Source organism: Cytophaga sp. FL35 (assembly GCF_014349235.1).
Lineage (GTDB): Bacteria > Bacteroidota > Bacteroidia > Flavobacteriales > Flavobacteriaceae > Euzebyella.
Genome location: NZ_JACSOH010000008.1, coordinates 106,766 through 129,341, shown reverse-complemented (window position 1 = coordinate 129,341; position 22,576 = coordinate 106,766). Strand labels below are relative to the sequence as shown.

At 40.6% G+C, this 22,576-nt stretch carries 20 protein-coding genes, 1 pseudogene and 1 riboswitch; of the genes and pseudogenes, 2 read left to right on the top strand and 19 right to left on the bottom strand.

Features of this window, described 5'->3' with window-relative positions; genetic code table 11:
• Positions 1 to 142: 142 nt before the first annotated feature.
• From BIZ36_RS08730 to rsgA, 6 genes are all read right to left on the bottom strand, one after another.
• Positions 143 to 1,375: a 3-phosphoshikimate 1-carboxyvinyltransferase gene (locus tag BIZ36_RS08730; RefSeq protein ID WP_187457505.1), complete on the bottom strand. Its 1,233-nt coding sequence runs from the start codon at positions 1,373 to 1,375 to the stop codon at positions 143 to 145.
• 124 nt (positions 1,376 to 1,499) lie between these two features.
• Positions 1,500 to 1,826, bottom strand: a complete 327-nt coding sequence (locus BIZ36_RS08725) for a nucleotide pyrophosphohydrolase (protein WP_187457504.1) — start codon at positions 1,824 to 1,826, stop codon at positions 1,500 to 1,502.
• The gene (locus BIZ36_RS08720) at positions 1,792 to 3,774 is read right to left on the bottom strand and encodes a DUF3858 domain-containing protein (protein ID WP_187457503.1); all 1,983 of its coding nucleotides are present in this window, start codon (positions 3,772 to 3,774) and stop codon (positions 1,792 to 1,794) included. The genes BIZ36_RS08725 and BIZ36_RS08720 overlap by 35 nt, the downstream gene beginning before the upstream one ends.
• Positions 3,771 to 5,681 (bottom strand): DUF3858 domain-containing protein, encoded by a 1,911-nt coding sequence (locus BIZ36_RS08715; RefSeq protein WP_187457502.1) that lies wholly within the window; start codon positions 5,679 to 5,681, stop codon positions 3,771 to 3,773. Before BIZ36_RS08715 ends, BIZ36_RS08720 begins: the two co-directional genes overlap by 4 nt.
• A gap of 79 nt (positions 5,682 to 5,760) precedes the next feature.
• Entirely contained in the window at positions 5,761 to 6,213 is a 453-nt protein-coding gene (gene dtd / locus BIZ36_RS08710; protein ID WP_187457501.1) for a D-aminoacyl-tRNA deacylase, read from the bottom strand.
• Between the two features lie 20 nt (positions 6,214 to 6,233).
• A complete protein-coding gene (gene rsgA / locus BIZ36_RS08705; RefSeq protein WP_187457500.1) occupies positions 6,234 to 7,187 on the bottom strand; it encodes a ribosome small subunit-dependent GTPase A in 954 nt (317 codons plus the stop codon).
• Positions 7,188 to 7,313: 126 nt separating this feature from the next.
• On the opposite strand from rsgA, the gene BIZ36_RS08700 reads away from it, so the two are divergent.
• The gene (locus BIZ36_RS08700; protein WP_187457499.1) at positions 7,314 to 7,754 is read left to right on the top strand and encodes a hypothetical protein; all 441 of its coding nucleotides are present in this window, start codon (positions 7,314 to 7,316) and stop codon (positions 7,752 to 7,754) included.
• A gap of 65 nt (positions 7,755 to 7,819) precedes the next feature.
• Here BIZ36_RS08700 and BIZ36_RS08695 read toward each other — a convergent pair whose 3' ends face one another.
• From BIZ36_RS08695 to BIZ36_RS08680, 4 genes are all read right to left on the bottom strand, one after another.
• Entirely contained in the window at positions 7,820 to 8,902 is a 1,083-nt protein-coding gene (locus BIZ36_RS08695) for a bifunctional 3-deoxy-7-phosphoheptulonate synthase/chorismate mutase type II (RefSeq protein WP_187457498.1), read from the bottom strand.
• A 73-nt stretch (positions 8,903 to 8,975) separates the two neighbouring features.
• Complete coding sequence (locus tag BIZ36_RS08690) at positions 8,976 to 9,854, bottom strand: prephenate dehydrogenase (protein ID WP_187457497.1); 879 nt, start codon at positions 9,852 to 9,854, stop codon at positions 8,976 to 8,978.
• Positions 9,855 to 9,865: 11 nt separating this feature from the next.
• On the bottom strand, positions 9,866 to 11,011 hold the full coding sequence (locus tag BIZ36_RS08685; RefSeq protein ID WP_187457496.1) for a pyridoxal phosphate-dependent aminotransferase: 1,146 nt from the start codon (positions 11,009 to 11,011) through the stop codon (positions 9,866 to 9,868).
• A complete protein-coding gene (locus BIZ36_RS08680; protein WP_187457495.1) occupies positions 11,008 to 11,835 on the bottom strand; it encodes a prephenate dehydratase in 828 nt (275 codons plus the stop codon). Before BIZ36_RS08680 ends, BIZ36_RS08685 begins: the two co-directional genes overlap by 4 nt.
• A 351-nt stretch (positions 11,836 to 12,186) precedes the next feature.
• On the opposite strand from BIZ36_RS08680, the gene gldA reads away from it, so the two are divergent.
• Positions 12,187 to 13,080: a gliding motility-associated ABC transporter ATP-binding subunit GldA gene (gldA, locus tag BIZ36_RS08675; RefSeq protein ID WP_187457494.1), complete on the top strand. Its 894-nt coding sequence runs from the start codon at positions 12,187 to 12,189 to the stop codon at positions 13,078 to 13,080.
• 3 nt (positions 13,081 to 13,083) lie between these two features.
• On the opposite strand, the gene BIZ36_RS08670 is transcribed toward gldA, so the two are convergent.
• From BIZ36_RS08670 to BIZ36_RS08630, 9 genes and pseudogenes are all read right to left on the bottom strand, one after another.
• Positions 13,084 to 13,548 (bottom strand): hypothetical protein, encoded by a 465-nt coding sequence (locus BIZ36_RS08670; protein WP_187457493.1) that lies wholly within the window; start codon positions 13,546 to 13,548, stop codon positions 13,084 to 13,086.
• Between the two features lie 95 nt (positions 13,549 to 13,643).
• A complete protein-coding gene (locus tag BIZ36_RS08665; protein ID WP_187457492.1) occupies positions 13,644 to 14,768 on the bottom strand; it encodes a serine hydrolase domain-containing protein in 1,125 nt (374 codons plus the stop codon).
• 41 nt (positions 14,769 to 14,809) lie between these two features.
• Positions 14,810 to 15,520, bottom strand: a complete 711-nt coding sequence (locus BIZ36_RS08660; RefSeq protein ID WP_222937319.1) for a head GIN domain-containing protein — start codon at positions 15,518 to 15,520, stop codon at positions 14,810 to 14,812.
• Between the two features lie 115 nt (positions 15,521 to 15,635).
• The gene (locus tag BIZ36_RS08655) at positions 15,636 to 16,730 is read right to left on the bottom strand and encodes an acyloxyacyl hydrolase (RefSeq protein WP_187457491.1); all 1,095 of its coding nucleotides are present in this window, start codon (positions 16,728 to 16,730) and stop codon (positions 15,636 to 15,638) included.
• An 81-nt stretch (positions 16,731 to 16,811) separates the two neighbouring features.
• Complete coding sequence (metF, locus tag BIZ36_RS08650; protein WP_187457490.1) at positions 16,812 to 17,765, bottom strand: methylenetetrahydrofolate reductase [NAD(P)H]; 954 nt, start codon at positions 17,763 to 17,765, stop codon at positions 16,812 to 16,814.
• Positions 17,766 to 17,795: 30 nt separating this feature from the next.
• Positions 17,796 to 18,038, bottom strand: a complete 243-nt coding sequence (locus tag BIZ36_RS08645) for a hypothetical protein (RefSeq protein WP_187457489.1) — start codon at positions 18,036 to 18,038, stop codon at positions 17,796 to 17,798.
• Position 18,039: 1 nt separating this feature from the next.
• Positions 18,040 to 20,751 (bottom strand): methionine synthase, encoded by a 2,712-nt coding sequence (gene metH, locus BIZ36_RS08640; protein WP_187457488.1) that lies wholly within the window; start codon positions 20,749 to 20,751, stop codon positions 18,040 to 18,042.
• A complete protein-coding gene (locus BIZ36_RS08635; RefSeq protein ID WP_187457487.1) occupies positions 20,748 to 21,098 on the bottom strand; it encodes a four helix bundle protein in 351 nt (116 codons plus the stop codon). Before BIZ36_RS08635 ends, metH begins: the two co-directional genes overlap by 4 nt.
• A 117-nt stretch (positions 21,099 to 21,215) precedes the next feature.
• Positions 21,216 to 22,196, bottom strand: a pseudogene (locus BIZ36_RS08630) (homocysteine S-methyltransferase family protein); the annotation flags it as partial.
• A 121-nt stretch (positions 22,197 to 22,317) separates the two neighbouring features.
• Positions 22,318 to 22,419: riboswitch (SAM riboswitch) on the bottom strand.
• Positions 22,420 to 22,576 lie beyond the last annotated feature (157 nt).

Genomic DNA, 22,576 nt, shown 5'->3' with positions numbered 1-22,576 from the left:
ATAAGAATTACCATCAAAAACGAAGATAACCATCCCTCTTGAAAAACTGCGGAAATTGCACACAACTAACAAAAATGGAAGAAATCAATTTTATTATCAGGAAAAGAGCTTTAGGACTCTAAAATGCTAGGAACAGGTTAACCTAGTTAACTTCCTCTACGCCAATTTGAAGCTGTTTTAAATCCTTCCAAAAATCAGGATATGACTTTGAGACCACTTCCGCATCGTTGATAAACAAATCCGTTTTAAGGGCAAGTGGAGCAAAGGCCATCGCCATACGGTGATCGTTATACGTATCAATAGATACTCCGCTGTTTATATTTTCGCCAGGCAAGAGTGTCAAGTCTCTATCGGTTACTGAAATGGGTGCTCCCAATTTAGAGAGCTCTGTATTCAATGCTTCCAACCGATCGGTTTCCTTGATTTTAAGCGTATGCAAACCGGTTAAGTGACAGCCGATTCCCAATCCAAAACAGGTCACGGAAATTGTTTGGGCAATATCCGGAGCATCGGCCAAATCAACGTTCAGGGAATCTATTTCAGCTTCCTTTATTTTCTTTAATTCTACGGTATTGTTACCAAAAACCGTTTCCACTCCCAATTGTGTATAGATTTTGGAGAGCACACTATCTCCTTGCAGACTATCTCTTTTATAGGCCGAAAGGGTAATACTTGAACCTACATCCGCCAGGGCAATGATGCTATAAAAGTAAGACGCGGAACTCCAATCAGACTCCACTATTAAGGTGATGTCATCTACGACTTTTTTTGGAGCCACCTTAATAATTTGCCCTTCAAAGGAATTCTGGACCCCTATCTGCGAAAGCAGGGCCAAGGTCATTTTTATATAAGGAACGGAAGTAATTTTTCCTACCAATTCCAATTCCAGACCATGTTCCAAACTTGGTGCCGTTAGCAACAAGCTAGAAATATATTGGCTACTGATATTTGCCGGAAGACTTACTTTATTTACAGTTAGTTTTTTACCCTTAATGTGAATGGGCGGATAGCCATCATTATTTTCATAGGTAATATTGGCACCCAAATCTTTAAGGGCGTCTACCAACACCTTGACCGGTCTTTCGGTCATACGTTGGGAACCCGTCAAAGTCACATTTTTCCCTTCTTGACTGGCAAAATAGCTGGTTAAAAACCGCATGGCCGTACCGGCATGGTGAATGTCTACCACTCCATCAGTTATTTTCAAACCCTTTTGCATGACCTCTGCATCATCTGAATTGGAAATGTTCTCAATCTTCACATTGGGAAACAAAGCTTGCAGCAATAGGGAACGATTGGTCTCGCTTTTCGAGCCTGTTATTTTGATATTTTCGTTTAAAAGGGTATTTGGCGGAGCGGTTAACTGTAGTTTCAAAAGGGTGCTGTCTTTAGTCGGTTGTCCTCTGTAAAAGTCCTGAAACTTTAACGGACATATTATTCCGTTTTACGTTCAAAACCAGAGAATGTTCATTTGGTAAATTTCAGCCGCAAATATACGACTATTTCAGCTTTTCGTTGTTATGATGACGGTCATGATCACGCTTGGTCTTAAGCTCCAATTTACGGTCAAAAGCATCCTGTAAATCCACTCCGGTCTGATTTGCCAAACAAAGGGTCACAAAAAGCACATCTGCCAACTCTTCCCCTAAATCCTTTTTCTTATCCGATTCCTTCTCACTTTGTTCACCATACCTGCGGGCAATGATACGGGCCACCTCCCCCACTTCTTCAGTAAGTTGAGCCATATTGGTCAACTCATTAAAATAGCGAACCCCGTGATTTTTTATCCAATTATCTACTTCCTGCTGTGCTTTGGTTATGCTCATTGCTTGCTCTGGCCAGAACAACTTGCTCCGATCCCTTAATGATTATTTGATTGTAATATTCCTTTAATTCCGAATAATTAGTAGCCGAAATTATGGCACTATTCAAATCAAAGGTAACCGATAATTGTATGCCTGCCGCATTTTTTTTGACCACGTACTTATAACTACCCAGTTCATTGGGAAGATGTACCAAAACATTTTCCGGCATAGATTCCACAACATAGCCTTGAGGCAATTTAATATTTACCATATATCTGTCTCTAAATGGAAAACCAAAGTCTATAGGGTATTCCCGTTTTTCCAGTTTAAAAGGATTTTCATCCATACGTAAAAAAGCCAAGGGGTGTACATACAACTTATCTCCTATCACATCTGCACCGTTTTCCGTTTCGTACACAAACTTTTCAGTAACCATTCCTTCATAGGTATCCGTATTTCCCGCTTCGTAATCGGAAATTTCTATCCCCAAGTACCTTTGTTCCATTTCGTTTAGGTATTCATCCAAATCCCTGTTCTTAAAATTCTCCCTAAATCTGTATGCCGAATGATCACTTAATCTAGATTTAAAGTTACCTTCTGCATATCCCTCAGAATCCAAAGAAATATCCAAAGCATAAATATTATTGGCTTTTCTTGGCTTAATAGCGGTAATGTGCTTCCATACCTTGTTATGGTTATCTACTAGAAGCCCGCCCCAATTGTAATCCCTTACGGGTAAAAGATTGATATCGCTGAATTCCTCCGTTGCATCCATATAGTAGTCCTTACCATCAATAAAGGCGTGGGCAATAACAAAGTTTAGCCGGTCTACGGTAGGAAAGAAAGGCATGCTGTTATCCTTGGTACTTAAAATGACCGGATTGGCCCGTATGCCGGCATCTCTCATCATGGCCACCAACAACAAATTAATGTCCGCTGCATTTCCTTTTTTCTCTTTTAGCGTCTTTTTAATTCCATTTTGAAAAGACTTTCCATCCAACCCGTTCCATTCCGTTTGATCTTTTACATATTTAAAAAGGTCTTTAGCAATTTGCAGTTGGTCCGTTTTTCCTCCTAAAACAGTTTTCAATTCTTCTTTGAATGACCTGGTCTTGTCCAAATCATTCTTGTAATCACTAGAACTTCCAATAGTTTTAGCAACATCTTGCCACGTTTGGGCGTAGCTTCTGTAGGGAGTTCCAGGAATATCTATGGAAACCAATTCAAACATGGCTCCTGACCTATAATTATCTATATTATCCACATAATTTTCGGCCTTCATGGCCGGGATGTTTTTAAGGTCATAGCTGGTTATGACAACTTCCATTCCCAAACGATGGTCCTGCTTCGTCGTTTTCTTTGAATTTAGGATTAAAAATCCTTTCTGCGTCTGCCGGAAGTTAAAACCTTTGGGCGTCCTTAATTCCGCCATCAAATGTTTTACAGGTATATCTCTTTGAAATCTGAACTCATCAATATTCCAAACAAAAGGAGAACTGATGGAATAAGTAAACTCTATAACGGAGCCCTCTTTTACATGGGGCATGGTAAACTTTACCTGATCATAATTAAAACTCATTGCGGTATCGAATATCTGATCCTTTTCCAAAGAATATTCCACCACCTTATCATCTTCTAAATTATAGGTGCTGGCCTTTATTTTTCTAACCTCTTCCTTATCAGAACCTGCCTTAAAGAGATTGACCTTCTCCGTGGCATACTCAAAACCATCCTTGTTATAAATTTTAATACGCTCGTGCACCTCTGTAATCAATCGTAAAATTCCATTACTAGACAACAGATAAGTTTCCTGCTTTCTAAAAGTAACCGCGGCACTGGCATCTGAATCCTGGGCGTAGGATGTTTCCATTAACTCTTCCTTGCTTACATTACCAAATTCTACCTCTTGTGCCCGAGTTTGAAAACAAGCGAGAAGTGTTACTACTAAGAGCATTCTTTCAATTATCATAGGATAGGTTTTAAAACAACTTTAGAGTTGTCATGTTTTGAAACATTTTTCATAAAATCACGAAACGCCCCATATTCCGTTGCACTGTATTCTCCGGCCTTTACCAACAATCTTCGTTCAAGGACAATTTGTCCGTTTTCTTCCTTTATTTGGAGAAAATAAGTTCCGAAGGTAGTTTCCAATGTCATTGTCTCCGGAACGGACTCAACACTATAACCTTGCGGAATTGTGATTGACGTTTGATCCTCGTCATAAAATCCCCTTTGTATTTCAAAGGGCAATTTTCTGTTCCGGTACCTACCAGGGACATATTTATTTTTATTGAATGCATTAGCGGCAAACAATAAACGATCTCCACTTTTAGATGCGTAATTGGTGGCACTTATAGCAACATCTTCCCTAAAAACAACTTCCTTCTTATCATTCTTGAACTCATAGGAATTGATATGAAGGTTGTTGATATTATTCCAAAAGTTCTTGTAATGTTTTTTTATGTGCTCCTCCGTTTTATCCGTTAGATTGAAATGGGAATCATACTGAATTCCTTTGGTAACAATGGACACCTTTCCATTCATACTTCCATCAAGCTGTAGCGTATAGTCACCTTTTGTAAGCTGCTGATTTTGTTCGTTTAGATAAGAGGTGGTACGTACAATTTCACCGCCATTGGGCTTAATTATAAAAGCCTTACGATTGTCCGTAAAATCACCTATAAAGCCAAAGGGATGGATTTGAGACGTACAATCAATCCAATAATAGCTCCCCTCATGTGGAATAGCCAAGATCACATGATTTCCTTGGGCCAAATCAGGAAAATCATCCTCAAAATCCACTTGCTCATTGCCTGCTTCAACATGCGCATAATAAGCCTCTACCCCTACTGTTTTAAGCAGAGCCATGGTATAGTTGCTCAAACCCTTACAATCCCCATATTTTACGCGATCTACATCTATGGCACTTATGGGCTGCATCCCGCCAATACCCACTTGAACACTTATATATCGCGTATTTTGCTGTACGTATTCATATACTAATTGAGCCTTTTCGAGCGTACCATCTACATCTTTAACCAAATTTTGAACTTCCCCAATGGTTACTGGCGATAGTTCGTCCCTCCCTTTTAATAAATTGGAAGACATCCATATTCCCAAATCATTCCAAGATTGTATGGAAGCATCAAAACCTTCGTAGTAAAAATTAACCGGCCTTAATCGCACTAGTGGCGCTAACTCTGAAAATGATGGGCATAGACTTTCGCTTTTAATCGCGGGTATATTTTTGGCCAAATATTGAATGCTGTTAGCTGTAACCACCTTTTCAATATCCAAATTCTCCAGCCGAAGTTCCTTAATCTCAGGCTTCAGTTCAGGACTAGCAAAATTGATATGTATGCTACTTTCCTCCGTACTAACTAAAAAATCATCTAGAAAAATCCAAGCAGCTGGTAGTTCTCCTGTATTCTTGGTGCTTATTTCATATTCCAATTCTATGGTATATGGATAGCTCACAGGCGTATAAGGGTAATACATATATCGGTAATCCGTATATAGCGTTCCTCCATCAACCGCACTTACATCCTTAAAATCCTTTTCCTTAATTTTTTCCAGTTCATTACCTAGGGCATTGTAAACTTTGGCTTGAATATTCCTTACCTTTTTGCCATTGTCATATCCTACAAAGGCCACGGCATGCTTGTTACCTGCCTCATTAAGGACCGTAACTATTTTCTTGCGTTTCAACACCATTTCCTTTTTAGAAACGATGTCTACCATCATTTCATCCAAACGAACTATGGCGTTGGCATTATTAGTCAGTTCCGTCTTTAGATTAAAAATCTGTAAATCATCGCTTTGAGAAAATCCAGGAAAGTAGGAGAAAAGAAATAGAAATAAAATGAGATGACGCATGAAAAAGTGAGTTGGTACCTTACGGCAACAAATCACCTATTTTTCTTACAGAAAGCAAGATATATTCGACAAGGGGGCCTTAATCCTTGTTCTTTGTATCAAACGTTATAGTAACGGGTCCGTCGTTTAACAATTCAACCTTCATATCAGCTCCAAAAACACCAGTACCTACCTTTTTGCCCAAGTCTTTTTCCAATTGTTTCACAAAAGCCTCGTACAGGGGAATTGCCACCTCCGGCTTGGAAGCTTTTATATAGGAAGGACGATTCCCCTTCTTTGTTGCCGCATGTAAGGTAAATTGGCTTACCACGATGGCCTCTCCATCGACATCTAACAATGACTTGTTCATAACACCATCATCATCGTTAAAAATACGTAGGTTTACCAATTTTCTTGACAGCCATTCAATGTCTTCCTTTCCATCGGCATCTTCAATACCTAGCAATATCAAGAGGCCGTTTTTTATCTCTGACACCTTTTTCCCTTCTACTGTAACACTGGCCCAAGCCACTCGCTGAAGTACCGATCGCATGCCTTTCTAAAATTGTTTGCTTATTTTTTGTTGTCGTGAATGTCCGTTCTGTAGGTTTCCTCTTCCCCAGTGACCATTTGTACATAACTACGGTACCTGCTCCAAGCAACCTCATCGTTCTCCAAGGCCTCCTTCACCGCACATTTGGGCTCATCTAAATGCAAACAATTGTTGAATTTACATTCCCCTTTCAAAGCAAAAAATTCTGGAAAATAATCCCCTATTTCATCCTTTTCCATATCCACAATTCCGAAACCCTTGATACCAGGAGTATCAATGATTCTTCCTCCAAAATCAAGGTCGAACATCTCTGCAAAGGTGGTGGTGTGCTGCCCTTGTAAATGTTGTTCGGATATTTCTGCCGTTTTTAAATCCAGTTTAGGCTCCAGAGCATTTACCAACGTAGATTTGCCTGCTCCGGAATGCCCGGCGAACATGCTGGTGGTATTGGTCATCAACTCTTTTACCTTGTCCACATTCTTTCCATTTTTGGCAGATATCCCTATACAAGTATACCCGATTTTCCGGTACATCTCCGCTAAAAACTTAATCTCTGCCAGTTCTTCCAGCTCATAGGTATCCACCTTATTAAAAAGTAATATGGTAGGCACTTCATAGGCTTCGGCGGTAGCCAAAAAACGATCTATAAAAATGGTATAGGTTACCGGATTGTTCAAGGTAACCAGTAAAAAAACTTGATCTAAATTCGCCGCGATGATATGGGTCTGCTTTGAAAGATTGACCGACTTACGAATAATGTAGTTTTTACGGTCTTGTATGTGGTGAATGACCCCAACAATATCATCTCCCAGCTGCTCTATTTCAAATTCCACAACATCACCCACCGCTATAGGATTGGTACTCTTAATACCTTGAATACGGAACTTACCCTTTATACGGCATTCATAAAAATCCCCGTTTTCATTTTTAACGGTGTACCAACTGCCAGTAGATTTATAAACGGTTCCAGTCATTTATTTTTAATATGCTACAAAGAAAAGCAATAGTTTTATAAATGCACCTCTTTATCGATGAGGCATTTGCCCCGTGCAACTTTTTTCTTTTGCTGTTGTCTTTAACTACAAACAAAATTTTATAAAATGAAAAAAATACTATTGCTACCGATGTTCTTTTTTGCTTTTGTAGCACTTGAGGCCCAAGAATACAAGGTAATTACCAGTGTAGAATCTATAGTACCCAGCGGAATGGGTCGCTCTCGAATTATCGATGGACAAGAAGATAAAGATTTTGAGGAATTTACCTCAGAACAAACCGAGGAAGACAATACCCGCAACAAATCAAAAAGGGGAGATATTCGTGTAAAAAACTTTGAAGAAACCAAGCTTCTCAACTTTTACAATATTGCCGGAATCAGGTTTCAGAACATTGCGGCCAATGATGCCGTAATTTCCTCGAAATTATCGGCTATGGCCTCAGAAGGCTGGGAGCTGGTGTTTGTTACCAGTGGCGTAGAAGCCGATGCCGGTGACAAAGACGGGCAAGGTATTTTTATTACCCGATACATCTTTAAAAGAGACTAACATATAGGCTATAAAAAATAAAAAGCCCCGAAATTCGGGGCTGTTTTGATATGTTTACCAAGTAATTATCCGTTGATAATTTTCTCTTGGTGATTGATAGATTCTTGGTGGATAGCCTTGAACATTTTCAAGACAAACTCCTCACTTAAACCGTGTGATTCTCCTTCCAAAATCATGGCGCCTAAAATTTGGTTCCATCTGTTAGATTGAAGAACCGCAACGTTTTTCTCCTTCTTCAGGGCCCCTATACCATCCGACACTTTCATTCTCTTACCCATGGTCTCGATCAATTGACCATCAAGAATATCGATTTGCGCACGCAAGTTGCTCAACTTGGCATTGTATTCAGCCTCGCTATCGCTTTCTTTTCTGATTCTGAGATCCTTCATGATCTGCACCAACCTTGATGGAGTCACCTGTTGAGCAGCATCACTCCAAGCATTATCTGGATCGTGGTGCGTTTCGATCATCAATCCGTCAAAGTTTAGATCCAAGGCCGTTTGAGAAACATCAAAAATCATGTCACGCTTACCGGTGATGTGAGATGGATCGTTGATTAAAGGCAGATCAGGAAATTTATCTTGAAACTCAATGGCCATTTGCCACTCTGGAATATTTCTATACTTCGTTTTTTCATAAGTAGAGAAACCTCTATGAATAGCACCTAATTTCTCGATTCCAGCGGTATACAACCTTTCGATACCACCTAACCATAATGCCAAATCTGGGTTCACAGGGTTCTTCACCAAAACCACTTTATCAGTACCTTCCAAGGCGTCTGCCAATTCTTGCATAATGAAGGGACTAACTGTAGAACGGGCACCTACCCATAACAAATCTACATCGTGTTCCAAGGCCAATTCTACGTGGGCACGGTTGGCAACCTCAGTTGCGGTTTTCATTCCCGTTTCTTCTTTTACGCGCTGTAACCATTTTAGGCCAAGAGCACCTACCCCTTCAAAGTTTCCTGGGCGGGTACGAGGCTTCCAGATACCGGCGCGGTAGTAATTCACGTCCGTATCTTTTAGGTCGTGGGCTATTCTCAACACCTGCTCCTCGGTCTCAGCACTACATGGACCTGCGATGACCAATGGATGATCTAACCCTAAATCATCCAACCATTTTCTCATTTCTTTCTTGTTTTCCATTGTTTCAATTTTTCTGCGATAAAAGACAGAAAGGATTTTAAAAACCGTTTTGTTTTCTTCTTCCTTGTTTGACTTATTTGTTTGTTACTGTTTTACTATTATTAAGGGGTATTCCGTTTAATATTTCCTTTATCTTATTGGTATCGTTCATCTCTTTATAGATACCTTCATAATCATCTTCTTTAATGAGCTGCATGAACTTTTGCAAGTTTTGAATGTACTCTTCCAAGGTTTCTACCACATTCTCTTTGTTGTGCTTAAAAATGGGGGTCCACATGGCCGGTGAACTCTTTGCCAACCGTACGGTACTCTCAAAACCACTCCCCGCCATGTCAAAAATATCACGTTCATTTTTCTCCTTCTCAATAACCGTTTTTCCCAACATAAAGGAGCTGATGTGTGACAAATGCGACACGTAGGCGATGTGTTTATCATGTGCTTGCGGATTCATATACCTAATTCGCATTCCCATATCCTGAAACAGCTCTAAGGCACGCTCTTGCAATTTAAAAGCCGTTTTTTCTACTTCGCAGATGATATTGGTCTTTCCGGCATATAAATTCTCAATGGCCGCCGAAGGTCCGGAAAATTCCGTTCCCGCAATGGGGTGTGCCGCTAAAAAGTTTCTTCTTTTAGGATGGTCTTCCAACACCTTGCAAATCAAGCTTTTGGTAGAACCCCCGTCGAACACCACACAATCATCATTCACCGCATCGAGAATTTTAGGCAATTCTTCTACCAATACATCTACAGGAATAGTCACTATGACCATATCCGCCACCGCAAGCTCACTATAATCGGATTTTTTATCGATCAGGCCCAACGCTAAAGCTTCTTCTAGGTGTGCCTCGTTGGCGTCAATTCCATAAAAGGTGGTATCAGGTCGCAATCTCCTAATATCCCTTGCAAAAGAACCTCCAATTAATCCTATTCCGATGATAAAAACGTTCATACTAATTCTCTTTAAAACCTACTGATGGCTTCTTGTATTTTTTCCTCGGTCACGCAAAGTGAAAACCGAATGTAGCCTTCCCCATTACTTCCGAAAATAGTACCCGGAGTGATAAATATATCTTTCTCGTACAGTACCTTATCTATAAATTCTTCCGCAGATTCAATTTCGGCAGGTAGTTTGGCCCAAACAAACATGCCCACCGCATTCGTGTCATACGTACAATTCAGTTTATCTGCCAACTGAAAGATTAAATTTCTTCTTTTGCTGTACACCTCCTTTAAACTATCGAACCATTCTTGTCCACTGTTCAATGCGGCTATGGCTCCTTTTTGAATGCCGTAAAACATTCCGGAATCCATATTGCTTTTCACCTTCAAAACCGCATTGATATGCTCCGCATTGCCCAAAACCATGCCCACACGCCAACCGGCCATGTTAAAAGTTTTACTTAAGGAATTGAGTTCCAGAGCCACCTCTTTAGCCCCTTCTACCTCCATAATACTTTCGGGGTGGTCGTTGAGAACAAAACTATAGGGGTTATCATTCACGATCAAAATATCGTTCTTCTTGGCAAAATCGACCAGTTCTTTGTATTGAGTTTTCGTGGCAGTTGCCCCCGTTGGCATGTGAGGATAGCCTACCCACATGATTTTGACCTTCGACAATTCCATCTGTTCCAAAGTCCTAATATCAGGAAACCACCCTCCTTCTTCGGTAAGTCCATAGTACTTCACCTCTGCCCCCACCAGTTTGGTAACGGAGGTATACGTAGGATAACCTGGGTTGGGCACCAAAACGGCATCCCCTTCATTCAAGAAAGCCATGCTTATGTGCATAATACCTTCTTTTGAGCCCATTAAAGGGAGAATCTCGTTTACCGGTTCTACCGTCACATTAAAGCGCTGCTTGTAAAAGCTTGCCATTGCCTCTCTAAGTTCGGGCAAACCTTGGTAACTCTGGTATTGATGCGCCCCCTCTTCCCAAACGGCATTTTGTACCGCCTCAATAATTTCTTTGGAAGGCGCCAAATCTGGGCTACCAATGCCCATATTGATAATAGGTTTGCCTTGGGCCATTAAGCCACGTACCTCCCTCAACTTTTTTGAAAAGTAATATTCTTCTACGGTATGCAAACGGTTCGCCGTGCGTATCATACTCTTGTATTTTTGTATTCGCCTAATACTTTAAAGTCTTCGGCCATGATGTTCAACAGTGATTTGGCTTTTTCAAAATAGTCGTATTCCTCAAAAGTTACATCCACAAAAAAGGAATACTTCCACGGTTTTTCAATGACTGGCAACGACTGAATTTTGGTCAGGTTCAACCTACAATCACTCATCACATTAAGCACAGTAGCGAGACTGCCGCGTTTATGGTCGGTCAAAAACCGCAACGATGCCTTGTTAATCTCTTCCTTTGGAAGGACCTTATTTTTTGTCTTTACAATAATAAAACGGGTCGCATTATTTTTAATGGTCTGAATGCTGGGCGCTACGATGTTCAAACCATACAGTTCCGATGCCACTTGGGGGGCAATGGCCGCTACATGCTTCAATTGCTGTTCTTGAATTCGTTTGGCGGTCTCGGCAGTATCTACATCTTCAACCTGTTTTATATTCGGATAATCCCTAAAAAATTCCTTGCACTGAAGCAAAGCCATAGGGTGTGAACGCACTTCTTCAATATCCTCTATTTTTTGACCCTTGAGCATCATCAAATTGTGATTGATATTCAGGTAATGCTCACCAATGATATGCAGGTTATTGTGATAGACCAAGGCATAATTTGGAATTATGGAGCCGGCAATTGAATTTTCGATGGCCATGACACCAACATCGGCCGACTTTCCCAAAAGCTGGTCTACCAAAAAATCAAAGGACATACATTCTACCAAATCAATTTCTTCCCCAAAATACTCCTTGGCAACCTGATGATGGTTAGACCCTTTAATCCCCTGAATGGCAACCTTTAAACTCATTAGTTCTTAAAAAAAATGCATACGCGTTAAACAAAAAAAGTCCCGTTTTTCACGGGACTTTCACATAATATCTTGATTACAATATTCTATAGCAGTCCCGCACCTCTTTTAAAAAAGAAGTAAAAATAAAAACCGCTAAAAAAATATTGCTTTGACATTGTACACTTAAACTTTGGCTAAAGTAACAATTATATTTAGAAATCAAATTGTAGGAAGCTATTTTTTTGGATTAATATTTTAATCACTCAAGCAAATACCCTATTTATTGGCTATTTTTGATTTTGAAAATGGTTTTTCTGCCGTCGTCAAGTATAATAATAGTCCCTCAATCAGGTAAATTTCAATTACGATATGTCCATTTCCGTGCAGCACATCACCAAAACTTTTGGTACCCAAAAAGCCCTGAACGATATTTCTTTCGACCTTAAAAAAGGAGAAATTGTCGGGTTTTTAGGCCCCAATGGTGCTGGCAAATCCACTATGATGAAAATTTTGACCACATATCATAAGGCCGATGAAGGTATAGCAAAGGTCAACTCTTTTGATGTGCTCACACAATCCAAAGAAGTGCAACAAAGCATAGGGTATCTACCGGAACACAATCCATTATACCTTGAAATGTACGTAAAGGAATATTTGGCATTTAATGCCGATGTCTATAAATGTGATAAAAGCAGAATTGCAGAAGTTGTTGAGATTACAGGGCTTTCTCCCGAAGCCCATAAAAAAATAGGTCAGCTATCAAAAGGGTATCGCCAACGGGTAGGCCTTGCTGCAGCGCTGCTACACGACCCCGAAGTGTTGATTTTAGACGAGCCTACCACTGGTCTTGACCCTAACCAATTAATTGAAATTCGTAAGCTTATTAAAGAAATAGGGCAAGAGAAAACCATTTTATTATCGACCCACATTATGAAAGAGGTGGAAGCTGTTTGTGATCGTGTCCTTATTATCAACAATGGTGTTCTGGTAGCCGATAAGAAATTGGAAGAATTGCGCAAATCTCAAGAACAAATCATTGAAGTGGAATTTGATTACCGAGTAGAAGAAGCCTTTCTCAATCAATTACCTAATGCGACCCAAGTGAAGAATACAGGTGGATTTGTCTATGAAATTACTTTTAATACGACACAGGACAGACGCCCTGCGGTTTTTGATTTTGCACATGATAACAAATTAAAGACCCTCCAGTTAAGCCGTAAAAACAAAAATCTGGAGAGTCTTTTTACAGAGTTGACATCCTAAACACTAAAACTTCAAAGCCAAGCCAACTCCGTTCTCGTTGCTTGTGGGTACCAACTTGAAAGATGTTTCCCTTTCTAAACTTTCATTGTAGTTAAGAATTGCTTCTTTCTTGTTTTTCATCGCCTTGTGAAAAAAGATAGAACCTACCAATCCTGTAGCAGCAAAAGCTATTGCAGGACCAGTTACAGGTTCATTATCCACCTCGTTGACGATGAACCAGATTCCCGACCCAAAATTAAGCGCTCCTACGATACTACCGGCCAATAAATTTTTCTTTGACTTTTGCCAATTCAGTTGCGCCGCCTGGCTTTCAGACATTATTTTATCTACTTCCTTCCATGTGAGCTTTTCCCTATCTTGATAAAAATCGTGTCCCCACATTCCCGGAAAGGAGGTAATTTCTTGTGCAGTAACCTGAGCTGCCACACCCATAAAAATGATACTTGCTATTAAAGTGAATTTCTTCATGGTTATTTTTTGTTTAAAATTAATAACAATTACTTAAACAAAATAATCTTCGAAGCGATTACAGCATCTTTTGAATGGAATGGACACTAAATAACTTATAACGAGGTATTTTCAGAAGAAATCAGCAAGGTGTCCACTACCAAATCCAGATGTTCCTGTACTTTGGGGTCCGTACAATTAATCAAAATACTAAAGACCATTTTTTCTTTTGGGTACACATAAAAATTGGAATAGCCCCCAACCCCGTTGCCAATATGACCAAAGTAAGGCCTACCCTTGGCATCAGCACTTACCTGCCAACCCAATCCGTAAAAGGTGGAAGTACCATTTACATCACCAGCGGTCAAAAAGGGTTTAAGAATCTGCGAATCAAGAATCTGATTATCTAAATACGCCTGCCCAAATTTCGCAATATCTGTTGCGGTGGACAAATAACCACCTCCGGCCAACTTATAATAGTTATTCACCTCCTTTGCCAACCGGAAACCGTTTCGTCCTTTGGAATAACAAGTAGTGGAATGCAAACGTGAATTTTTCTCCATGGCCATTTGAAATTCTTGTGATATAGATTGCCGAACTGCAGGAGCAAAAGTAGAGTTCAACCTCAAGGGCTTAAGCACTTTTGAATAGACGTAGGATTCAAACGGAATACCACTAGCTTCCTGCATTGCCAAGGATAGCAACACCCAACCAAAACTATTATAATGGTAACCCGTACCTGGCTCAAAAAGCAGGTCATCATCCTTAAAAATATCGATTCCCTGTTTTATACTATACGGCTGATTCAAACCGTATTCGATGCCTTGATAACCTCTAATTCCCGCCGTATGTCCCGCCAATTGGCGAATGGTAAAATCCCATTTCTTTTTTGGGAAGTAGGGTACATAATCATAAAGGGAATCATCCAAAGCTATTAAGCCTTCAGCAACCATGTAAGCCAATGCTGTAGCAGCTATTGGTTTGGAAACGCTGGCTATTCTAAAAACCGAATGTTCTGGGTCAATTCGCTTTTTGCTTTCCAAATCTGCAAACCCGTATCCTTTTTGAAAAAAAGGCTCCCCATCTTTCAACACCGAAATGGCCAATCCGGGTACATTTTCTTCATTTACCAATTCGGTCAACAAAGCATCTGCCTTCGCCAATCCAGTCAATTTGATGTCTTGACCAAATACCCTTTTATGAGAGAAGAAACTATCAATGATTTTTTTAATGGGATTCATCTGCTGACGAATTCAAGTTCTTTCGACCTAAGATAAGGGAATCAACGGAATATCAATTCTCCTTTATAATCTTCCTGAACGGCAATTACTGCAGGTCTGTTGAAGCTGATGACATTACCCACACTCCTAATCGTACCTCTTATACTTTCTTGCGGATTTACCAACATATCATTGGAACCACGGTGATTGAGGCTAATATTGGCTGCCACTAAATTTTCAGCTTCAATTCTGGAATCTCCAGCAGCAATGTTCAAACTTAAATTCTCAACCGACCCAGAAAGTTTAAAGTAGGCAATACCGTTCACAACCACACTCAAATTATTGGAAGCAACCTCCAAATCAAATTCGCCATCCGTAGTTTCAGATTCCGGATTGATAAAACTTTCACTGATCAATGACAGGCTAGGGTAGCCCAAAACTCCATCGCTTAAAATGGGCCAGCCCGTGCTACTTCTAATCTCGGTGATATTGGGCGAAGTCACATAAATTTTGGTGAGTCCGTAATCCCTAAAATAATTACAATCGTTCGTATCCCTAAGCAGTAATCTACCTTCTTCTACCGTTGCCGAAACTTCTTCCAACAAATGCTCTCCCGTCTCAATTTCCACTTTTTGGGTATCGCCCTGTTTGAGAATCAAGGTAACGTTCTCAAAAACCGTTATTCTATCGAATTCCGAAAGCGATACTTCCGTGATTACCACTTCCCCAGAACCCTGGAGACAATCTGGAGCGGATTCACTATTGCAGGCCATATTCATTAACATAAAAAACAGTAGCACTAACCCGGAAACACAAGAAGAAACTTGCCTTCTATCCAGACCTATAATTGTTAATTTATATGTTGACTTGCTCTTCAAATTCTATGTATTACAAACGTACACCAATACCAAATTCCACGGCTTCAGCGGCCGCCCCATGTGATTTTAAACTTACCACCCCAAAAAATTTATCACCAAAATATCTTTTGAGACTCAAGCGATTATAGACCTTTCCTTCAAAATCAAAAGGATAGTAAACGTAATACCCCAATTGCGTACCAATTGATAATTTATTGATAAACAGTTCATGGCCTAAAAAGACGCCTACCCGTTTGTAATCGGTATCGGCCTCAATATTATTTTCGGGAAATGATACGGACTGAAATTCAATCAACTCCTTTAAAAAATTACTGAAGAAAACATCCGTTCCCAATTGTATGGCACTTCTACGCCCCAAGCGCTTATCGGCATAGCCCGAAAAAATAAAGAACCCGTATTGCCCATGCCCTATATTATCACTCTCGTTCACCCCTCCTCTAAGCACCAGATTATATCGCACCGGTTCGGTAATCTTTTCCTTTTCCCGGCTAATGTATTCCATTTCCTCTCCATCAAGACTGTAGACCAAACCCGCATTAAAAGCAATGGTATTGGTAGAAGTGTTGGGCGCCTTTACATTGGCATTGGAATAATGAATAACCGAAAGACCCACTTTCAAACCTAGGTTTTTATACAAATGCTCCTTATGATAATTGAACATCATAAACGTAGAGCTCAAAAATCTGGAACCGTAAGCGTTGTTCCTAAAATTGGTTTCCCGGTCGTAAGGATTGGTCGCATACGCCAGGCCTTGACCTATTCTGAATTGCAAATTCCGCTTAAAAAAATAAAAATTGAAGTGCGCATAGAATCCGTAAGCATCTCCCAAGGTTTCGTTATGGGAATCTTGATAAATAAAAGAAGCTCCCAAATCCGGATAGTTATAATACTGCTGCCACTCTTCGAGACCAAAAGTCTTCCGGTTATAACCCAAGATAACTCCCGATGGATGATTGCGGATCAAATGCGAAATATCCGCATTGTGCAACATGATTGAACCATAAAAAGCATTGGCATCCAACGTATAGCTATGCTCACGATTTTCTTCTTGTGAACGAGCAAAAACCACTGCAAAAAATAGACAAAAAAATACCCTCAGGTTCATGGCAGGCAAAGGTAAACAGCTCAAACGATTTACAAAGCGGATACGTTAAAAAAGAAAGCGACCCTACCGGGTCGCCTATCTTTAGAACAGTTCTTTGGCAATGGCCTTAATATTATCCGATTTGCCCATGGAGTAATAATGAAGCACCGGCACACCGGCCTCCTTGAGTTCTTTAGACTGCTGAATGGCCCATTCAATGCCTACTTGTCTTACATCTTTATTGGTGTTACAACCATCTACCGCATCTATCAAATCTTGCGGAAGGTCTATTCTAAAAACCTGTGGTAATACCTGCAAATGACGTTTTACGGCAATTGGTTTAATTCCGGGAATAATAGGAATATGGATTCCTATATTCTTGGCCGCCTCTACAAATTCAAAGTATTTCTGGTTGTCAAAAAACATTTGGGTGACCACATAGTCCGCTCCGGCATCCACTTTTTCCTTTAATCTTTTTAAGTCGGATTTTAAGGAAGGGGCTTCCAAATGTTTTTCAGGATAGCCGGCCACACCAATACAAAAGTCGGGCAAATGATCCATTTCGCAATCGTCATGGAGATACTTACCGGAATTCAAATCCTTAATTTGCTTTACCAAGCCTGTAGCATAGGAGTGACCTCCCTTGGTCGCTTCAAAATACTGCTGATCCTTTCTAGCATCACCACGCAGGGCCATCAAGTTCTCGATTCCTAAATATTGACAATCTACCAAAAGGTACTCTGTTTCCTCCTTGGTGAAACCGCCACAAAGTACGTGCGGTACCGTATCTACACCATACTTATGCTGTAGAGAGGCACAAATACCCACCGTACCGGGCCTCATACGGGTAACCTGTTTCTCAAGAAGTCCATCCTTTTCACGATAAACAAACTCTTCGCGAGAGGTGGTCACATCTATAAAAGGCGGTTTAAACTCCATCAACGGGTCTATGTTATCATATAGGTGCTGAATATTTTTGCCCTTTACCGGCGGTACAATTTCAAAGGAAAACAAGGTTTCCCCATTGGCATTTTTAATATGGTCGGTAATTTTCATTCTTCAGTATTAACTTGCACTGGTTGAGTTTTATAAATTGAGTAATAAGGCCTTTACCTCATCGTAGTTTTCTTGGTATTCCCAATAAATCCAACGGCCATCTAAATAATCGGTCAGAATAAATTTTTCACTCAAAGATTTTATCCTATCTACGGATACTAACTTTTTAGAAAACCCTTCTACTGTTACAGATTCTTCAATTTCTGTATTACTATCGTCATACCCATGACTGATAATGTGACTTCCTAAATGCAATTCTACAAACTTTTTCATTTTAATCATCCGCTATATTGGGAGCCAGCCATTTGGCAGCTTCCTCGTAAGGTATGTTTTTGCGCTCCGCAAAATCCTTTACTTGATCTTCCTTAATTTTTCCCAGGCCAAAATATCTGGCTTCAGAATTGGCAAAGTAATAGCCACTTACCGATGCAGCAGGCCACATGGCCAAACTTTCGGTCAACTTTACCCCAATGCGCTCTTCAACTTTTAAAGCTTCCCAAATGGTCAGCTTTTCCAAATGATCAGGACAAGCAGGGTAACCCGGAGCAGGGCGTATTCCTTTATATTTTTCATCGATCAAGGCATCATTGTCCAAACGTTCATCAACAGCATAACCCCAATATTCCTTTCTCACTTTCTTATGTAAGTATTCGGCAAAGGCTTCCGCCAAACGATCCGAAATAGCTTTGATCATAATGGAATTATAATCATCCAAATCCTTCAGATATTGTTGGGACAGTTCTTCCGTGCCAAAGCCGGTGGTCACACAAAAACAGCCAATATAATCCTGCCTTCCCGATGATGCAGGTGCAATAAAATCCGCCAAGGCATAATCAGGCACTCCTTCCCTACGCTGTAACTGCTGTCTTAGCGTCCTGAAAACAAAATCCTTGCCCTCCACATCTACTAAAATATCGTCTGTGTTGGCTAGGGTGTTCGCCGGAAACAATCCATAAATACCTTTCCCTTTCAGTTTTTTGGCAGCCAATACCTCTTTCAGCATCTTTTGGGCATCAGCAAAAAGGTCTGTTGCTTGGGTCCCCACCACTTTGTCCGTCAAAATATCGGGATATCGTCCATGCAACTCCCAGCTTCTAAAAAATGGGGTCCAATCGATATAGGGCACCAATTCCTCCAAGTTGACCTCCTCGATTACTTCAACACCTAATTTTTTAGGTCGTATAATTTCGCTGGTCTTCCAATCAATTCGGAATTTGTTTTCCCTCGCCTTTTCCAAGGTTTTATACTCCTTTTTCTTCGTTCGGCTCAAGAACTTTACCCGAAACTCATCGTAGTCCTTTTTAATGCCGTCTTTATAATTTTGAGAGGTTTCATCCTGAAGTAAATCACCCACAACCGTTACCGCCCGTGAAGCGTCGTTTACATGCACTACGGAATGCTGGTATTCGGTATCAATTTTTACTGCCGTGTGCGCCTTACTGGTCGTGGCCCCACCGATCAATAAAGGCACCGTAAAATTTTTGCGCTGCATTTCCTTGGCCAAATGCACCATCTCATCCAAAGAAGGGGTAATCAAACCACTGAGACCGATAATATCCACCTTTTCAGCAATGGCTGTCTCCAGAATTTTTTCCGGGGGCACCATCACTCCTAAATCCACTATCTCATAATTGTTACATGCCAATACTACGCTCACGATATTTTTACCGATATCGTGCACATCTCCTTTTACCGTTGCCAGTAGAATTTTGCCGTTGCCTTTATCTTCTGCACCATCCGGATTTTCAAGTTTTTCCTCTTCAATAAAAGGCAACAGATATGCCACCGCTTTTTTCATGACCCTGGCGGATTTTACCACTTGTGGCAAGAACATCTTTCCGCTGCCGAAAAGGTCTCCCACCACGTTCATTCCGGTCATTAAATGACCTTCAATCACCTCAATGGGCCGCTTTGACGCCAAACGTGCCTCTTCTACATCTTCGTGGATAAATTGGTCAATTCCCTTAACCAAAGCCCTCGTGATACGGTCTTGCAAGGGTTCTTCTCTCCATGAAAGGTCTACTTTGCTTTCCTTGGCCTTACCTACTACAGTCTCCGCAAATTCCAAAAGACGCTCGGTAGCATCATCTCTTCGGTTAAGGATTACATCCTCCACCTTTTCCAGTAAATCCTTGGGAATATCATCATAGACCTCCAACATGCTGGGGTTAACAATACCCATGTTCATACCTGCTTCAATAGCATGGTACAAAAACACGGAATGCATGGCCTCCCTCACGGGATTATTACCACGGAAGGAAAAAGACACATTACTCACCCCACCACTAACACTCGCGTAAGGCAGGTTTTGTCGCACCCAACGCGTGGCCTCAATAAAATCTATAGCATTAAGCTTATGCTCATCCATTCCCGTTGCCACGGGAAAAATATTCAAGTCGAAAATGATATCCTCCGGGGCAAAGTTTACTTCGTTCACCAAAATATCATACGAACGCTTAGCAATTTCTATTCGACGATCATAGGTATCTGCCTGCCCAACCTCGTCAAAGGCCATAACAATTACTGCAGCTCCATACCTTTTGATAAGTTTGGCATGACGAACAAATTCTTCCTTGCCTTCTTTCAAGCTAATGGAATTCACTACGGACTTCCCTTGAACTACCTGCAGACCAGCCTCAATAATATCCCATTTAGAGCTATCAATCATAATGGGCACGCGGGCAATATCGGGTTCAGAAATGACCAAATTCAAAAACTTGACCATGGCTTCCTTTCCATCAATAAGACCATCGTCCATATTGATATCAATAATCTGTGCACCTCCTTCTACCTGCTCACGGGCTACATCCAAGGCTTCATCAAATTTTCCCTCCTTTATCAGTCGCAAAAACTTTCTAGAACCTGCCACATTGGTACGCTCCCCTACATTGATGAAATTTGTATCAGAGGTAACGACAAGGGGTTCCAATCCACTCAAACGCAATAATCGCTTTTCGTTACTCGTTGGTCGTTCTTCGCTGCTCATAGTTTTTTATGGTAGTTAATGAAGCCATTTAGCAACATTTTTACTCTTTCAATTTCTTTTAAAGTTTCCACGGCGTCCACTTTTATATATCCTACATCATCAGCCAAAATGACCTGTGTTTCCAATTCAAAAAGCGACCCTCTTGCTATATGCAAAAAATAAATAGTTTCCTTTGCCGTTTGTCTTCCACATCCTTCTGCTATATTGGACGATATTGCAATAGCTGACCTTCTTATCTGAGAAGTAAGCCCATATTGCTCTTCATTCGGAAAAGATGTAGTCAAAATGTAAATTTTCTTGACCAATTCCCTTGTCTGCAACCAAACATCTAATTCTTTATAATCCATTTTTAATTTCAACTAATCGTTGCTTGTACATAAAAACGCACAACGCTGAACGTGAAACGAACAACAAGCCACAAACAACCAACAACAAATAACCAAACACTACCCCACCAAAATACCCCTTGGGGTGTAATTTTTTGCTAAATCCGCTATGGCTTTTATATGCTCGGGAACGGTTCCACAACAGCCACCTACAATATTCACTAGGCCTTTATCTAGATATTCCTTGATTTGTGCCGCCATCTGCTCCGGGGTTTCGTCATATTCACCGAAGGCATTGGGCAAACCCGCATTTGGGTGTGCAGAAACGGCATAATCCGTTTTGGACGACAATACCTCTAAATGGGGTACCAATTGATTGGCTCCCAAGGCACAATTGAATCCTACCGATAAAATGGGAATGTGGGAAATGGAAATTAAAAATGCCTCCGCTGTTTGCCCCGAAAGCGTTCTTCCGGAAGCATCGGTAATAGTTCCGCTTACCATAATGGGAGGATCAATATTACGCTCTTCCTTTACTTCTTCAATCGCAAACAAGGCAGCCTTTGCATTCAACGTATCAAATATCGTTTCCACCAGCAGTAAATCTGCACCTCCATCCAACAAAGCTTCGACTTGTTGTTTGTACGCTATTCGTAGTTCATCAAAGGAAACCGCCCTAAAACCCGGGTCGTTCACATCAGGACTCATACTGGCCGTTTTGTTGGTTGGGCCAATACTTCCGGCCACAAAACGAGGTTTATTAGGGTCTTTTTCAGTGAACTCTTCGGCTACCATTTTTGCAATTCTGGCCGACTCGTAATTAAGTTCATAGACCAAATCTTCCATATGATAATCCGCCATGGCGATGGTTGTACCTGAAAACGTATTGGTTTCCAAAATATCTGCGCCGGCCTCCAAGTATTTTTTGTGCACCTCGGCAATTGCCTCCGGTTGGGTCAAGGAAAGTAAATCATTGTTACCCTGTAATGGATGCTCCCAATCTTTGAATCGTTCGCCCCTAAAATCCTCCTCTGTGAATTTGTAGCGCTGAAGCATGGTACCCATTGCACCATCCAATATTAAAACTCGCTCCTTTAAAATTTCCCTAATGTCTTTCATTTTACCTTTTGGCATAAACTTTTCTACCACCTATCAAACAATTGGCATTTACAAAAAGCCTGTTTAATAAGCATACTAATTCAATATCAAGTTAGGTAATCTAAAGGGCTCTGAACGCCTTTTGTTATCTGCCCCATTTGGGATAGAATGTAGCACCTTCTTTTTGAGGAAAGGGTTGCCAAGGCTTCAAAGGGTCTATTCCCTCCACCTTTCTTGATAACTTTTTTCAGTGTTTCTATGAACGGATGCAAAGTAACGTCTTGCCTTTACCAAAACCAAATTATGGCAAAGTTTTTTAGTCCTTAGGGCATATTTATAACACCCTAAAAGCGACCTAGATTCAATGATAATTACATAGTATAAATTTTGAAACAGCCGTT